This window comes from Ferruginibacter albus (assembly GCF_020042285.1).
In the GTDB taxonomy this organism is placed as follows: Bacteria; Bacteroidota; Bacteroidia; order Chitinophagales; family Chitinophagaceae; genus Ferruginibacter; species Ferruginibacter albus.
Map to the genome: position 1 here is coordinate 901,722 of NZ_CP083388.1, position 15,114 is coordinate 916,835.

General features: G+C 35.4%; 15 protein-coding genes. 10 read left to right on the forward strand and 5 right to left on the reverse strand.

Annotation, left to right across the window (positions count from 1 at the left end; all coding sequences use genetic code 11):
• Positions 1 to 38 precede the first annotated feature (38 nt).
• The 3 genes from K9M53_RS03945 to K9M53_RS03955 are packed head-to-tail and all read left to right on the forward strand — an operon-like array spanning position 39 to position 2,094.
• Positions 39 to 428, forward strand: a complete 390-nt coding sequence (locus K9M53_RS03945) for a response regulator transcription factor (RefSeq protein WP_224018205.1) — start codon at positions 39 to 41, stop codon at positions 426 to 428.
• A gap of 55 nt (positions 429 to 483) precedes the next feature.
• Positions 484 to 1,674, forward strand: a complete 1,191-nt coding sequence (locus K9M53_RS03950) for a GAF domain-containing sensor histidine kinase (RefSeq protein ID WP_224018207.1) — start codon at positions 484 to 486, stop codon at positions 1,672 to 1,674.
• Between the two features lie 57 nt (positions 1,675 to 1,731).
• Positions 1,732 to 2,094, forward strand: coding sequence for a response regulator (locus K9M53_RS03955; RefSeq protein ID WP_224018209.1), 363 nt, complete (start codon positions 1,732 to 1,734; stop codon positions 2,092 to 2,094).
• Positions 2,095 to 2,623: 529 nt separating this feature from the next.
• Here K9M53_RS03955 and K9M53_RS03960 read toward each other — a convergent pair.
• The gene (locus tag K9M53_RS03960; protein ID WP_224018211.1) at positions 2,624 to 3,871 is read right to left on the reverse strand and encodes a lactonase family protein; all 1,248 of its coding nucleotides are present in this window, start codon (positions 3,869 to 3,871) and stop codon (positions 2,624 to 2,626) included.
• 331 nt (positions 3,872 to 4,202) lie between these two features.
• On the opposite strand from K9M53_RS03960, the gene K9M53_RS03965 reads away from it, so the two are divergent.
• On the forward strand, positions 4,203 to 4,613 hold the full coding sequence (locus K9M53_RS03965) for a response regulator (RefSeq protein WP_224018213.1): 411 nt from the start codon (positions 4,203 to 4,205) through the stop codon (positions 4,611 to 4,613).
• A gap of 21 nt (positions 4,614 to 4,634) precedes the next feature.
• On the opposite strand, the gene K9M53_RS03970 is transcribed toward K9M53_RS03965, so the two are convergent.
• Positions 4,635 to 5,180, reverse strand: coding sequence for a DUF1345 domain-containing protein (locus K9M53_RS03970; protein WP_224018215.1), 546 nt, complete (start codon positions 5,178 to 5,180; stop codon positions 4,635 to 4,637).
• A 341-nt stretch (positions 5,181 to 5,521) separates the two neighbouring features.
• Positions 5,522 to 6,073 carry an RNA polymerase sigma factor gene (locus K9M53_RS03975; protein ID WP_224018216.1) on the reverse strand — a complete coding sequence of 184 codons (552 nt, stop codon included), beginning with the start codon at positions 6,071 to 6,073 and terminating at the stop codon, positions 5,522 to 5,524.
• Between the two features lie 453 nt (positions 6,074 to 6,526).
• Between K9M53_RS03975 and K9M53_RS03980 the strand changes: the two genes are divergently transcribed.
• The 4 genes from K9M53_RS03980 to K9M53_RS03995 all read left to right on the forward strand — a co-directional run bounded on the left by K9M53_RS03980 (position 6,527) and on the right by K9M53_RS03995 (position 10,803).
• A complete protein-coding gene (locus K9M53_RS03980; protein ID WP_224018218.1) occupies positions 6,527 to 7,657 on the forward strand; it encodes an alpha/beta hydrolase in 1,131 nt (376 codons plus the stop codon).
• 41 nt (positions 7,658 to 7,698) lie between these two features.
• Entirely contained in the window at positions 7,699 to 8,073 is a 375-nt protein-coding gene (locus K9M53_RS03985; protein WP_224018220.1) for a response regulator, read from the forward strand.
• 124 nt (positions 8,074 to 8,197) lie between these two features.
• Positions 8,198 to 9,094, forward strand: a complete 897-nt coding sequence (locus tag K9M53_RS03990) for an SDR family oxidoreductase (protein ID WP_224018222.1) — start codon at positions 8,198 to 8,200, stop codon at positions 9,092 to 9,094.
• A 329-nt stretch (positions 9,095 to 9,423) separates the two neighbouring features.
• Positions 9,424 to 10,803 carry a chloride channel protein gene (locus K9M53_RS03995; protein WP_224018224.1) on the forward strand — a complete coding sequence of 460 codons (1,380 nt, stop codon included), beginning with the start codon at positions 9,424 to 9,426 and terminating at the stop codon, positions 10,801 to 10,803.
• A gap of 22 nt (positions 10,804 to 10,825) precedes the next feature.
• Here K9M53_RS03995 and K9M53_RS04000 read toward each other — a convergent pair whose 3' ends face one another.
• Together K9M53_RS04000 and K9M53_RS04005 are read right to left on the reverse strand one after the other, a co-directional pair.
• Positions 10,826 to 11,119: a chaperone modulator CbpM gene (locus K9M53_RS04000; protein ID WP_224018226.1), complete on the reverse strand. Its 294-nt coding sequence runs from the start codon at positions 11,117 to 11,119 to the stop codon at positions 10,826 to 10,828.
• Positions 11,120 to 11,126: 7 nt separating this feature from the next.
• Positions 11,127 to 11,999 (reverse strand): DnaJ C-terminal domain-containing protein, encoded by an 873-nt coding sequence (locus K9M53_RS04005; RefSeq protein ID WP_224018228.1) that lies wholly within the window; start codon positions 11,997 to 11,999, stop codon positions 11,127 to 11,129.
• Positions 12,000 to 12,290: 291 nt separating this feature from the next.
• Between K9M53_RS04005 and K9M53_RS04010 the strand changes: the two genes are divergently transcribed.
• Both K9M53_RS04010 and K9M53_RS04015 read left to right on the forward strand, forming a co-directional pair.
• Positions 12,291 to 13,724, forward strand: a complete 1,434-nt coding sequence (locus tag K9M53_RS04010; RefSeq protein ID WP_224018230.1) for a GH39 family glycosyl hydrolase — start codon at positions 12,291 to 12,293, stop codon at positions 13,722 to 13,724.
• Positions 13,721 to 15,061 (forward strand): glucoamylase family protein, encoded by a 1,341-nt coding sequence (locus K9M53_RS04015; protein ID WP_224018231.1) that lies wholly within the window; start codon positions 13,721 to 13,723, stop codon positions 15,059 to 15,061. The genes K9M53_RS04010 and K9M53_RS04015 overlap by 4 nt, the downstream gene beginning before the upstream one ends.
• The last annotated feature ends 53 nt before the right edge of the window (positions 15,062 to 15,114 follow it).

Below are 15,114 nucleotides of genomic sequence, written 5' to 3' on the forward strand. Positions count from 1 at the left end.
CTACTGTATTTTAGTATTACATAAGCCCAAAATTGTAAATGCCAAAGATTTTAATTGTAGAAGATTCTGATGATTTACTGGATATGTATAAGATTGTATTCAGCAAATTCAAGTTTGAAATGACACCTATTTCAACGAAGGAAACGTTAGTAAGGCAACTTGTCCTTAATCGACCTGATATTATTTTACTGGATATCCACTTGAATGGTGAAGATGGACGAGAAATTTGCAAAGGGATAAAACAAAATAAGGAGTTTTCTAGCATTCCTATAATCATAACTTCGGGCAGCACTGAAAAATTAGCAGCTTGTGCAGAATATTTTGCAGATGATGCACTTCAGAAACCATTTGATGTCACAGTACTTATAGAGAAAATCAACACACTATTGCTAACCAACAAGGATGCTGCAAGTACCACAATAAAGTAAATAACAAGTACCTTTTTTTTGTATATTTTAAATTATCATTAAAAGCAATTTGAAAGTGATAGACAAAGAATCTCTCGAAATTCAAGACGATATTATTGCAATCAATAGTATCGAGGGAGTTAATACAATCCTTCAAGTAGTGTGTTTAACGACAGGCATGGGCTTTTCTACTATTGCACGAGTGACCAAGAAAAAGTGGGTTGCATGTGTCATAAGAGATGAAATCAATTTTGGATTAAAGGCAGGAGGTGAACTCGTATTGGAATCAACCATCTGCCATGAAATTGAACAATCACACCAAGCCGTTATTATTGAGCATGTTGCAACTGATCCGGTATTTGCGAATCATCATACGCCACTACAATATGGGTTTCAAAGCTATATCTCAATGCCCATCGTATTAAAGAACGGCGATTTTTTTGGAACATTGTGCGCTATTGATCCGCAGCCAAATGATTTAAAAAATCCTAAGATCATTGGCATGTTTCAGCTCTTTGCAAAACTAATCTCCATGAATTTAGACAGTGTTAGAGAATTAGCAAATGCAGAGGCAAAACTTTTGGAAGAACAACAACTGTCAGAGTTGCGAGAGCAGTTTATTGCTATATTAAGTCATGATCTCCGTAACCCTGTTGGCGCAACGTTGAATAGTGCTCAAATGATACATTTGTTTTCTAAAGATGAACAGGTTTTAAAGCTTAGCGAAGTAATACTAAGGGCATCACACCGAATAAAAGTACTTGTTGATAATGTGAATGATTTTGCTAAAGCCAGACTAGGTGCTGGCATTAATCTAAATTACGATGAAGGGGACATTGAGAAAACTCTAAAAGAAATTATCAATGAGCATAAGATGATTTCAAAGCATGCAAAATTCGATACGCAGTTCAATATAACAAAGCCCATTTCCTACGATGCAAACAGAATAGGGCAACTTTTTTCTAATTTGCTGAGTAATGCCATTGCATATAGCAAAGATGAAAAGCCCATTAAAATAAAAGCAGACATCGACGCTGATAAATTTATTTTATCAGTAAGTAATGCCAGTGATAAAATACCGGATGCTATCCGTGCTCGATTATTCCAGCCTTTCTTTAGAGGTGAAGCAAAACCTAATAGCGAAGGGTTAGGACTTGGACTCTATATTTGCTCTCAAATTGCAAAAGCTCACAAAGGTTCGCTTGTAGTGGAATCAGATAACGATCAGACATGTTTTACGCTGAAAATTCCAACCGTTTTGAATTAATGATTCATTTTACCTTTATTGGCTGAATTGTTGTTTAATTATAGGTAAATAAGATATATGAATGAAAAGTGCGCTGTACTCCTAGTTGATGATGATGAAGATTTGCTTCTTCTTATGAGCATACGATTACGTACGGAAAGATATAAGGTCGAAATTTCCCCAAACTGCGAAAATATCATTGACGTTATGAAAAAATTCCAACCTGATATTATTCTACTAGATATACGCATGAATGGCATTGACGGAGCTTCCGTATGCAAACTTTTAAAAGGAAATCAGAGTACTCATGGTATTTTGATTTATATGCTTTCAGGAAATGATGATATAAAAGAAGTGAGCGAAAAATGTGGTTCAGACGGGTATATTTCAAAACCGTTTAGCATTGAGAAGATCAACTCTATTTTTGAGAAAATACAATAAGCATATGCTAGGTTCGTTATAGGCAAGAGAATTTAATGGACTTAAAATCTCTGAAAGACTAACCTATAATTTATTTTACGGTAGCTCATCGCTACCGTATTTTAGTTTACGTACTATTACAACGTAGTTTTCCTCTTGTACATAAAAGCAATATGCAGTATCTTAGGATATTCTTAGCTGTTATAATAGAGATTCGCCTCTATGTAAAAAACAAACACACCCTACCGAACTTCTTTTCAGTCATAGTACGTTAAGTAATGCTTCATGGCAAGAAGCTGTAACAATAATAAACCGAGCCCTCTATAGTCCCGTTTTTAAGTTCAGTATCTTTTGCAGGTTTTTCCGTTTAGCCCCCATTATTTGAAATGCCTGCTCTAGTTCAATCAAAGCACCAAAGTCATTGCTCTATGCAATGACTTTGTAGTTAAAGTAAGGGAGTAATTCTAGGAACGGCTTAAATAATGCCTTTGCTGCAAAACAAAAAGGCAGTTGAGTACTGCCTTTAAATTATAATATAATAATAAGTTTCCTATAATACCACTACTCCTTGCGGTCTAACAGTTGAAGCAACAGGTAATGACAATGGTTCTGTTGGTTCCGATACCGTACCATCTGCTGCAACTTTTAATACATGCAAAAGGTTATAGCTTCCTAACCCAAAGGTTGGATTAGTATATTGACTAACGACGTACAACATTTTTTCTGAAGGTGAAAAACTTAATGAAAATGTTTCGCTCGTGGTAAACGACAATCCCATTGCCATATACAGTGGGCCGGAATTCTTTAAGGTTAATTTTTGCAGCGCAGCAGGGGCTGCTGCAGCCGACGTATTAAAGACTGAAACCGTATTTTCTGCTGAGTTTAATGTATATAAGCGTGTACCGGCTTTATTCGTGCGGAGCCAACACACGGCTGGACCGGATGCGATTGAAGTCTCAAAGGATAATGCGCCTGTTGTATTATTGATGGAATATACACCTACCTTTCCGGCAAGTGGAAATCCAACATATAAAACATCATTCGTAGGATGTTGCCATAGTCCCAATGCGCCACCCATATCGGGAATGGTTTGTGGTGTTCCTGCTGCTGGTGATAATTTACCCGTTGTTGGTGAAATAGTAAATGAGCGCAATGTTCCAACCGGAGGGGTATTCATAAATCCTAAAAAGTCCGCTCCAAATAAAAAGCGACCATTCGTAGATACTAATGCCTGCGAAGGTGAAACTCCAGCTGTTGTCTCAAATGTTGAATTTGCTACATGGCTAAGCGACCCATTGTTGTCAAGTGTAAAAACCGTATAATTCGGATTCGATGGATTAGTCATTTTACTCACATTCGCTGATTGATTAACAACATAAATATATTTCCCTTTTTGTCCGATACTTACCGGATTGTCCCCATGCGAATCAAATGGTGAGCCGGTAACCGGAGTTAATGTACCGTATTGGGATATTTTAAATACTGAAATTGTATTGCTTCCTACATTTACGGCGAGCAGAAATTTTTTATCCGTTGTAAGGATGACTTGTTGATCATTGTCATCAGGTCCTAAAACTTGCGTAGGATTTGCAATGCCTTTTCCTCCTGTTGCAAACGGACTTCCCGGCAAAGGAACTAAGGCGGTATCATTCCAATAATAAGCAAGTATTGCATTATTATCGTTATCGTTAGTTTCTAAATACACAATATCAACATTGCGATTACTAGGATTACTTCCCTTTTGACAAGCTGCTAACAGTAACCCTACAACAGCAACTGCGTACAAATATCGTTTCATGCTTTTAAAGTTTAAGTGATAAATAAATATATTTTATTCATTATTTGTCACAGACCATGCCACGTATTTTTACACGTTAATATGTAAAAAGGTAAATAATAGGGGGGAATATTTTGCTCATGATGCGATTAAAAGCGATTTAAGAAATCACTGTGTTATTATTATACCTAAGCAATACTTCATATATTATATTAAAGGGTAGATAATTAGGTTACTGCCTTATTTATTTTAGATTCGGTATTTCTACTTTGTTTCTTTTCGGAGTTTTGTTATCTCTAAGCTTCCAGATTGTTTAATAATTTCTCATAATACGAGACAATGCTATTTTAATTTGAAGTTTACAATAAAACTCATTCAAATAGATTCATGGCAAGTTATTTGGCTGAGGTATGTAATGAGTAAAGTACTAATTATAGAAGACCAACAAGATATTTGTTTTCTATTGACAACTCTTGCCAAACAAAGGAAGATATATCCTGATTGTGTTCAGACTATCACAGAAGCCTTACCCTTACTAAGAACAACAGATTACAATGTAATCTTTTTAGATAGCAACTCGCCATATGGATTAAACACTGAATACATTGACAAATTGAAACGCTATAGTAATTCAAAGTTATTTGTCTTTACCGCCTTTGGCAATGACGAAATAGAAACTTTAGGCTTACAAAAAGGCGCCTATGCCTTTATTCATAAACCGTTTAGTTATTATGATATTCAACAAATTTTTCAATCACTGTAACTCTGGTTAGTTCTGTATAGCTTACTGCCTTAATCCAGCAATGAGATTAATCGTAAGCGCAACCACAAAAGTATTGAGTGCAAAGGATAATATGCCATGAGCTAGTACTGTTCTACGTATATGTGGATCCGACACTTGAACATCAGAAACTTGAAAAGTCATTCCAATAACAAAAGAAAAATAAGCAAAATCAAGGTAGTCGGGTTTTAGTTCATTCGGAAATTCAAGTACTTTAGTAGATTGTGCATTCTTTGATTTAAAGTAATACATGTGTGCATAGTGAAACGTAAATAACGTATGCACAAGTATCCAACTCGACATCATTCCAATTACTGATATTACTTCAACTAGGGTTTTATGTGATTGCATTTTATTTGAAAGCATCAGTAATAATACGGTAAACATAGCGGCACAAGAGCTACAAAGTACACTCAACAATACAAACAGACGACTACCATCTTCTTTATTGGCCTTTTTAATAATTTCTGAAACTGGCAGGTTAAAGAATACAAATGCACTTGTAGAAATAAAAGCTATTGCAAATCCAGTCCAAAGAATTAAAATCATCAACAACACGTCAAAATGAAATCTATAAATACAACAATAGATTAGAAGAGATACGATAAGACTTAGCAAGATTCTTTGTAACGGATGCAGATGTAAAAACATAGTAAATGTTATTATAAAGAAAGGTAACAAATCTTTACATAGAAATACATTTTACTACTCATGTTTCATGAGTAGTTTTTGCTCTGCGTCTATTTCTTTTTGATCTTCAATGGTATTCATTTTCTTTGTGACGTCTTTTTTAAGATTTCAAATTGCTCCTCGCTAGATTAATTAATATGGTAATTTTTAAGGAAATTCGACATAATCGATAGAGCGAGTAAGTACAGCATCAAATTATTTTATAGATAAGAATATTTGGAAGTATTTAGAGAGTTTTTCAAAGAATTAACTCCCGATCGCAGAATTGTTTTAACGGTTCCTAACGGTTTTCCAATTTCTTTAGAAACTTGTTGATGTGTGTATCCTTCAAAGTAAAATTTATGCAAAACTGTACTATGCAATGGTTTTAATTTAACTACATGCTTTCTTAAAAACATTATATCAAAATTTGTCAGTTCCTTATATGGAATATTCATAACAATACTATTATATTGCCCTGTTCGATACTGCTTTTGATGGTGCTTGCTTTTAATATAATCAATGGTTGTGTTTCGTGCTATTATCGCCATCCAGGTAAATAGCCTCCCTTTAAAAGAGTCATAACTTGAAAAGTTATTCCATATTTTAATAAAGACTTCCTGCAAAATATCCTCAGAAATAGTTTTATCCATAGCTACCTTTATTATTATGCCATTTAGTGCAGGGGCATAATTGTCATATAAATAAGAGAAGGCATATTTATCGTTTTGTTGTAGGCAAGCAATTAATTCTTCTTCAGTATATGTTCTCATGCAGCGTTTTGTTCGTTATTATTTTTATTTATACAGACAATACAAGTTTATAACCAGTTTTAAAATACTGGTTTTTAATATAGTTTAAATATTATCTGAGGCATAACTTCCACAAAGAGCTAAATATTATCTCCAATTTGAATTAATTATTTAGTTTTTTAAGCTTAATAAACTCTTGTATTACGGTTTTCATTTACACCGTTGCTTTATTGCCCGTAGAAGATTGGATGATTAATTTGCATATAACAAGATAATATTGAACGACTTTCTTATTATGATGCCAAACTATGGCTGAATTATTGTTTTATTAAGGACATTCTAATTGAAATAGCCTGCTTAGTCGCAATTACTTTAAGTTATTTTCTAAGCAAGGACTTTAAACAAAGGAATAAATTCCACACAAACTGGAAAGAAAAACATTTTAAAAACAATTACACAAAAAACATTCATCGTATGAACTTTAAGTTTTCCATTCTAGTAAGAGTAATAGTTGCAGTTATTATTATAGGTTTTTCTTCCTGCAATACCGGTAGTAATTCAACCCCAGAAAAAGAGGTTAAGGACAGTGTTGTAAAGGAAAATAAAAAAATAGAATTAAAACCTGTTGGTGCGACACCAGCGTGGGGTCCATCTATTAAACCTGAAATGGCAGTCGTCATTGAGAAATTAGTAAGTCTTGGAGGTAACCCAATTGAAACATTGTCTGCACAAGAAGCACGAATGCAACCAACACCAACTGATGCAGTAATGGGCGTTATGAAGGATAACAAAATGGAAGTGCCGCCTACTCTTTGTGATACAATGGGTAAAGATATACCAGTAACATCCGGAACTGTACATGCCAGGATTTATACACCAAAAACAGGTAAAGGACCGTTTCCAATAATTGTATATTATCATGGTGGTGGTTGGGTAATTGCAGATAATAATGTGTACAGTGCTAGCGCACAATCTTTATGTGAAATGACCAGTGCGATAGTTGTATCCATTGAATATCCAAAGGGTCCTGAGCATAAATTTCCTGCAGCTCATGTTGCTTCTTTTGATGCTTATAAATGGGTTCTATCAAATGCCACATCTATGAATGGCGATTCTTCTAAAATTGCTGTTGTTGGTGAAAGCGCTGGTGGAAACCTTGCTGCGAATATTTCTATTATGTCACGTGACAATAAAATTAAAATGCCTGTATATGAAGTATTGATCTATCCCGTTGCAAATAACGATATGATGAGTGAAAGCTATAGTAAATATGCAGATGCCAAACCATTGAATAAAGCAATGATGATGTGGTTTGTTAAAAACGAATTAAGTTCAAGTGCACAAGCTGCAGATCCACGTATTAGTTTAGTTAAAGCTAATCTTGCAGGATTACCTCCAACGCTAATTATTGGAGCTGAAATTGATCCATTGCAAACAGAAGGCAAACTCCTCAGTGATAAATTAAAAGAAGCAAAAGTTGAAACCGATTACGAGTTATATAACGGTGTTACTCATGAGTTTTTTGGAATGGCAGCAGTTGTTCCCCAAGCACGGGATGCACAATCTTTGGTGGCAAAAAAACTTAAATCTGCTTTTGGAAACTAATAAATCATAGGATTAAACTTACTTACAAACAAATACTACCTATGAAAGGAAAAATTTTAATTATAGAAGATGAATTTGAGCTATGCTTATTATTAAAGCTTCATTTGATTTCACGAGAATATCAAGTTGAGATGGCATACAACTTACAAGATGGTTTAAAAAAACTTGAAGATTATTCTCCGGATGTAGTTTTTTTAGACAATAACCTCCCTGATGGCAATGGTTGGGACTCGATAACAAAAATTGCTGAAAAATACCCACAAGTTCAAATAAATCTAATTACAGGAGCAAAGCATGAATACTTTAAGTATGCTGACATTAAAAATCTTTTTATGATGGAGAAACCTTTATCCAAGAAAGAAATAGATGAATATTTAAACTTGTTCGAGGATAATAAATTTCTTCTTAATAAATAAATACTATAGATTATCATGAAATGAACAAAATAAAATTACATGACACAAAATGGTAGAAGGTCTAAGTTTAGGATTAGCTACTATGACAATATCTCCAGTTTTTGCAATATCTAACAAAAGTAACATGGAATTAAAATCAATTATTTTGGAAGACCCTACAACTAAATATCCTCGACCTCCTTTTAAAGAACAGTCACAACCTTGGCCAGGACTGGCAAGCAAAATGGACCCAAAGCCTGATCATGGAGAAACGAGTTATAAAGGCTCTAATCGATTAGTAGGACGTAAAGCATTAATAACTGGCGGCGATTCGGGAATGGGTAGAGCTGCTGCTATTGCTTATGCCAGAGAAGGTGCTGATGTTGCTATTAATTATTTACCTGCAGAAGAAACAGATGCGAAAGAAGTAATTGCTTTGATTAAAAAAGAAGGCAGAAAAGGAATAGCTATTCCAGGTGATTTACGAGAAGAAAGCTTTTGCCAGAAATTAGTTGCTGACGCTGTTAATGGCTTAGGGGGATTAGACATTCTAGTGAATAATGCAGGTAGACAACAAACTAATGCTTCTATACTAGATATATCCACAGAACAATTTGATTGGACAATGAAAACTAATATCTATGCACCATTTTGGATAATTAAAGCTGCGCTATCATATTTAAAACCCGGTTCTGTAATTATCGGTACATCTTCTGAACAAGCTTATGATCCTTCGGCCGATTTATATGATTATGCACAAACAAAAGCCGCTACTACTAATTATATTAAATCATTAGCCAAGCAATTAGCATCTAAAGGAATACGTGTAAATGGCGTTGCGCCTGGTCCAATATGGACTGCTGTACAAATTAGTGGAGGTGCCACACAAGAAAAATTAAAACACTTTGGAGAACAGACGCCGTTTGGAAGGCCAGGTCAGCCAGCAGAGTTAGCATCTATTTATGTGCAATTAGCGGCTGCTGATGCGAGTTATGCCACAGGGCAAATATATGGTTCGTCTGGAGGTGCTGGTCAGCCTTAATTTATGATTAATCATGGCAATCTATATTCAAATCTTTTGGTTAGTTGTATTAGCAATACCTATTGCCTGTGTAGCATGGACTATTACAAATGAAGAAATATTCCAAGAGCCAAGAAAATATTGTATTGAAAAAAGCCTCCATTGTAAAAATTTTATTCAGAGAAAATTCTTTTATCTTTTTACATGTGAATATTGTTTTAGTCATTACATAACTATTATATTTCTGTTTTTACCAATTTCAAACTTTACTTAATGATTGGAGAGGCTATATCATTGCAGGTAATGAGGATAATATACGCGCGCCATAAAAGTATACCTACCTTTGCAAAATGGGAATTTTCTCACCTTTAAAAATATTGTTTAATCGAATATTTGCAAGAATACAAAACGACAGAGTAAAATTGAGCATACAACAAGCTATACCTTTTTGGGTAGCTTCTATTGTTGTTGGATTATTGACTGTTTTATATACCAGACTTTTTTCATTAGCCGAAAACGCAATGCATTCTATTTATGGTTGGCATAATTGGATGATTTTTATTCAAACTCCTGTATTTATGCTGACAGCATGGTGGCTGGTGCAAAAATTCTCACCTTATTCCGGCGGTAGCGGTATTCCTCAAGTAATGGCTGCTATAGAATTGGTAGAACATAAACCAAGTACTAAAATTGAGAAATTGCTTAGTATTAAAGTCGCGATCGTAAAAATTATATCCTCTTTGTTTATGGCTGTTGGAGGAGCAGCAATTGGGAGAGAAGGTCCGACCATACAGATTTCTGCTTCTATATTTAGTTATGTGAACAAACTCATTCCTAAAACGTGGGCTAAATTAAACCGTAGCAATATGATTATTGCAGGAGCAGCGGCTGGATTGGCAGCAGCTTTTAATACGCCATTGGGAGGAATTGTTTTTGCGGTAGAGGAGTTATCAAGAACGCATGTAAGATTTTACCGAACAGTATTGTTTTCCGCGGTTATTATTTCAGGACTAACTGCACAGGGAATGTTAGGACCTTATCTTTATCTGGGGTATCCGGATGTGAGCAACACTTCTTGGCATATTTTATTCTCGGTTATGCTAGTGGCTATTATTGGTGGTTTATCGGGAAGTTATCTCGGAAAAGCTATCCTTAAAATTATCCGGTGGAAGGCAAAAGTATTTACAAAAAAATCACAGCATGTAGTTTTTATATTGGGCGCTGCATTATCACTTGCTACTATTACTTATTTTATTAGTGAAGCTGTTACTAGCTCAGGCAAGGATATGATGTTGCATTTATTATTTGTAAATGACAAACAATTGCCTTGGTATAATTTTCCCTTACGTTGTGCGGGTCCGCTGATTTGCTTTACTACTGGTGGTGCAGGCGGTGTATTTGCTCCAGGATTAGCTGCTGGGGCATCTTTGGGCGCTATTATCGGCAACTTATTTAATTTTCAATCTGCTGATATAAACTTATTGATACTAGCCGGTATGGTAGCTTTTCTTACAGGGATAACACGTACGCCTTTTACTTCTGCTATATTGGTTTTGGAAATGACAGACAGACACTCTGTAATTTTTTATCTTATAATGGCAGGTATGATTGCAAGTATCGCATCATTACTAATTGATGAACATTCTTTTTATGACCATCTTAAAAATGATTTTCTGTTTGATTTTAAAGAAAATATTTCCAAAGAAGATATCTTAATTGTGGATACGTAATAGTAATTATTAACGCATAAAATTAATTTTCATAAAAAGCCAGCTTATTGTTAAGCTCTAAAATTTGTTGTTGCATTTTGGTAATGCGTTGCAATAAATAAGTAATGGTTTCAATACCTTCTATATTTATATCCATTTCCTGTTTTAAACGGATCAGTAATTCTAAGTGTTTGAGCTGCTCCGCCGGAACAAATATTTGTTCTTCAATGCTGATAATGTCAATCAAGCCGGATTCTTTTAGCAAATAGATAAATGAGAGCTCGATATTGTGATAAACACAAAATTCATTTGCCGGTATCATTTTTTCCTTATCCATAAAAAATTTATTTCAGCTTAGATAATTCGGTGAATAATTTCTTTTGTTCTTCGGTAAGGTTGACAGGTAATTTTATTTCATATGTAACATACAGATCGCCGATCTCTCCTTCTTTTTTATAAACAGGAAAGCCTTTTCCTTTCAACCGTATCTTAGTGCCGTACTGCGTTTCGGGATTTACTTTTAGTTTTACTTTTCCTTTCAATGTATTAATAGTAGTCTCACCACCCAGCAAAGCAGTGTACAGGTCAATGGTTGCCTTTGTATATAGATCATTGCCAAGCCGTTTAAAATCAGGGTGCGGTGTAATGATAAATGTTATATACAGATCTCCGGCAGGCCCACCATTTACACCGGGAGCGCCATAACCTTTTAATTTTATTACCTGCCTGTTCTCAATACCGGCAGGAATCGTAATGCGGATGTTTTTACCATTGACCGTAAGCGTTTGCTGATGTGTTTCCATAGCAGCCAGTAAGCTAAGTGTAAGCTCTGCATTATAGTCCTGCCCTCTGTATTTTGCCTGCCTGTATTGGCTGTCGCCAAACATGGATTCGAAAAAGCTGGAAAAATCTTTCTCATCATTGCCGGAAAATTGTTGCCTGCCCTGGCTGGCATTGTGTTGCTGCGCACGCTGTTGTTCAAACTGTTCAGCATGTTGCCAGTCCTTTCCATATAGATCATATTTTTTTCGTTTTTCAGGATCGCTCAGTACTTCATTTGCTTCATTTATTGCCTGGAACTTTTTGTGCGCCTCTTTATCATTTGGGTTAAGGTCGGGATGAAGCTTTCTTGCTAATTTCCTGTATGCTTTTTTAATGTCAGCCTCTGTTGCTGTTTTATCGAGCTCTAAAATTTTATAGTAATCTATAAATTCCATGCAGCTTTTATTTTTTATTAGTGATATCCACTTATTTAGAATTATTGAATCTTAGTGTCTCGTTTTTACGAATCTAATGATTTCAATAAATGTGCCTTAAATTTTGGTTGCTCAAAACTCGAGGCGATAAAGAAAATACCGACAAACAATAATTGCCTAAGAAAAATGAATCGTAAGACTCTGCAACTTAATCGGAACGCGTTTATAAGATTTTAAGGTATACTACTTTATTTACTGTAAAGGTATCAGCTATTTAATATACCTTACATATTACAGTTCTAAATTTATTGTATGCCAGACTTTTTTAGTTGTGATCTTACTGGTCACTCATTACCATTTCCGCATTTTTGGGAACACACAATTGGAAGCGGACATGCTACTTTAGCATTAAGAGCCGATTGGCAAAGGCAATTACTTCGCTGTCATAATGAATTAGGTTTTAAGCACGTACGTTTTCACGGGATACTTTCAGATGATATGGGTACTTTGATGTGCGAAATGGATAAACTAGTCTATTCATTTTTTAACGCTGATCAGATATTTGATTTTCTGCTGTCGATAGGAATGAAGCCTTTTGTGGAACTTTCATTCATGCCATCAACCTTAGCGTCGGGTCCGGAAACGGTCTTTCATTATAAAGGGAATATTACACCACCACGTAATTATATTGCCTGGGAAGAGTTGATCCGGAAAATCGTTCAGCATTGGGTTGACAGGTATGGAACTGAAAATGTTGCAGAATGGTTTTTCGAAATTTGGAATGAACCTAATCTTTCTGCATTCTGGAAAGGAACACAACAGGATTATTTTTTATTGTACGAACACGCAGCAAAAGCGATCAAAGGCATTAATAAAAATTTAAAGGTGGGCGGACCAGCTACAGCAGGTAATGCTTGGGTAAAAGACTTTCGGAATTTTTGTGAAAAGGAAAAATTGACTTTTGATTTTATCAGTACACATCATTATCCCACAGATGCATTTGGACAACCAGGCGATGATACAGTTACCCAGCTTGCTGATAGCCGACGAAGTGTATTAAGAGAACAGGTAATAAAAACAAGAAAGGAGGCCGGATCAACATCTGTTTATTATACCGAATGGAGTACCTCCTCCAATCCCTTCGATGAATTACATGATCTTCCTTATGCGGCAGCATTTATTACCAAGACTATTATGGAAGCGAGAAATCTGGTTCAAGGATATAGCTATTGGACCTTCTCCGATATTTTTGAAGAGAATTTTTTTAGTTCTGCGCCGTTTCATGGCGGCTTTGGATTATTAAACATATACGGAATACCAAAACCAGCTTACCGGGCATATCAATTATTAAATAGTCTTGGTACTGAAATTATTTCAGTAAATGGCTCGCATACTACAGTTGATGTATGGGTAATAAGAAAGGGAAATATTAGTCATGTTCTTATTACAAATTCTGCGCTTCCACGACATCCTGTAAAAACTGAATCAATAAAGATTCATATCAATATACCAAAATTGCAAAAAGCATTTATTGAAAGAATCGATGATAAACATGCTAATGCTAAAGCTAAATGGATTGAAATGGGAAGTCCGGCAAGCCTTAGCCCTCTTCAAGTGCAAACATTGGAATTGGCATCTTCATTAATAAAAGAACCTTTATCATTTTCACTTGAAAATAATGTTGTTCTACTAGCAGTCGAAATGCCTCCCCAAGGCACTGCACTCATAACTTTGGAGACAGCATGAAAGATAAAAAGAAAAAAGATCTTCCCGTAACAGATCCACAAGGGACAGATAACGAAATGCTTGAAAAATTGCAAAGAGAGACCTTTGATTACTTTTTAAATGCAGTGGATCCTGTTACCGGCTTAATTGCAGATAAAACACAACCCAATTTCCCTTCAAGCATTGCTGTTATAGGGATGAGCTTTTCCACTTATATCATTGGGGTTGAAAAAAAATTCTTATCACGAAAAGATGCAGTTGCAAGAGTCCTGAAAATTTTAAGATTCTTTTATAATAGCCGCCAAAGTAAGGAGATGAATGCAACAGGTTACAAAGGATTCTATTATCACTTTTTGAAAATGAATACTGGTGAAAGAGCATGGAAATGCGAATTATCAACGATCGATACAGCACTTTTCATTGCCGGTGCTTTGTCAGTAGCCATTTATTTTTCAGGAGATGATGAAGAAGAAAAACAAATAAGCGAAGTTGCTGATAAATTGTACAGGAGAATTGATTGGCAATGGGCTTTGAATGGCGGGGATACTATCAGTCATGGATGGAAACCCCGATCTGGGTTTCTTCCTTATAGGTGGGATAACAATTTTAGTGAAGCGATCATAATGTATGTGTTGGCACTCGGATCTCCAACCTATCCAATAAAACCTAGAGGGTATCAAAAATGGATCAACACTTTTGGGCTAACAAAGGCATACGATATTGAATATCTCTATGCAGGTCCACTATTCATACATCAGTTTTCCCACATGTGGATCGATTTTAGAGGAATACACGATGCATTTAATAAAAAAGCAGGATTCGATTATTTTCAAAATAGTAAACGGGCAACATATGTGCACCAGCAATACGCAATTGAAAATAAGCAAGGATTTGAGCATTATGGAGAATTTTGCTGGGGACTAACTGCAAGTGATGGGCCAGGAAGAATGATATTAAAAATAAATGGGGAACGCAGAAAATTTTACGATTATATTGCTCGTGGCGCACCCTTTGGTCCTGATGATGGCACTGTATCTCCATGGGCAGTAGTAGCTTCGCTTCCATTTGCTCCGGAGATAGTAATTAATACGATTCGTCATGCTATCGAAAAACTTAATTTAAAACCGCATAGGTTATATGGATTTGATGCAAGCTTCAATCCAACTTTTCCTGAAAAAACAACTAACTCTCACGGATGGGTCTCTCCGTGGAGGTTCGGATTAAATCAAGGTCCTATTGTAATTATGATTGAAAATTATTGTAGTGAAATGATCTGGAATATTATGAAGGAATGCCCATACATCATCAAAGGACTGAAAAGGGCAGGCTTTACAGATGGATGGTTGGAGAAAGAGTAATTTGGTTTAGAGAATAACAATTTGCTTTCACTATCATTTAACATATTTCTGAT

Coding starts and splice junctions, on each gene's coding strand:
- K9M53_RS03945 (WP_224018205.1), top strand. CDS start 39: ATGCCAAAGATTTTAATTGTAGAAGATTCTGATGATTTACTGGATATG.
- K9M53_RS03955 (WP_224018209.1), top strand. CDS start 1,732: ATGAATGAAAAGTGCGCTGTACTCCTAGTTGATGATGATGAAGATTTG.
- K9M53_RS03960 (WP_224018211.1), bottom strand. CDS start 3,871: ATGAAACGATATTTGTACGCAGTTGCTGTTGTAGGGTTACTGTTAGCA.
- K9M53_RS03970 (WP_224018215.1), bottom strand. CDS start 5,180: ATGATTTTAATTCTTTGGACTGGATTTGCAATAGCTTTTATTTCTACA.
- K9M53_RS03975 (WP_224018216.1), bottom strand. CDS start 6,073: ATGAGAACATATACTGAAGAAGAATTAATTGCTTGCCTACAACAAAAC.
- K9M53_RS03980 (WP_224018218.1), top strand. CDS start 6,527: ATGAACTTTAAGTTTTCCATTCTAGTAAGAGTAATAGTTGCAGTTATT.
- K9M53_RS03985 (WP_224018220.1), top strand. CDS start 7,699: ATGAAAGGAAAAATTTTAATTATAGAAGATGAATTTGAGCTATGCTTA.
- K9M53_RS03990 (WP_224018222.1), top strand. CDS start 8,198: ATGGAATTAAAATCAATTATTTTGGAAGACCCTACAACTAAATATCCT.
- K9M53_RS03995 (WP_224018224.1), top strand. CDS start 9,424: ATGGGAATTTTCTCACCTTTAAAAATATTGTTTAATCGAATATTTGCA.
- K9M53_RS04000 (WP_224018226.1), bottom strand. CDS start 11,119: ATGGATAAGGAAAAAATGATACCGGCAAATGAATTTTGTGTTTATCAC.
- K9M53_RS04005 (WP_224018228.1), bottom strand. CDS start 11,999: ATGGAATTTATAGATTACTATAAAATTTTAGAGCTCGATAAAACAGCA.
- K9M53_RS04010 (WP_224018230.1), top strand. CDS start 12,291: ATGCCAGACTTTTTTAGTTGTGATCTTACTGGTCACTCATTACCATTT.
- K9M53_RS04015 (WP_224018231.1), top strand. CDS start 13,721: ATGAAAGATAAAAAGAAAAAAGATCTTCCCGTAACAGATCCACAAGGG.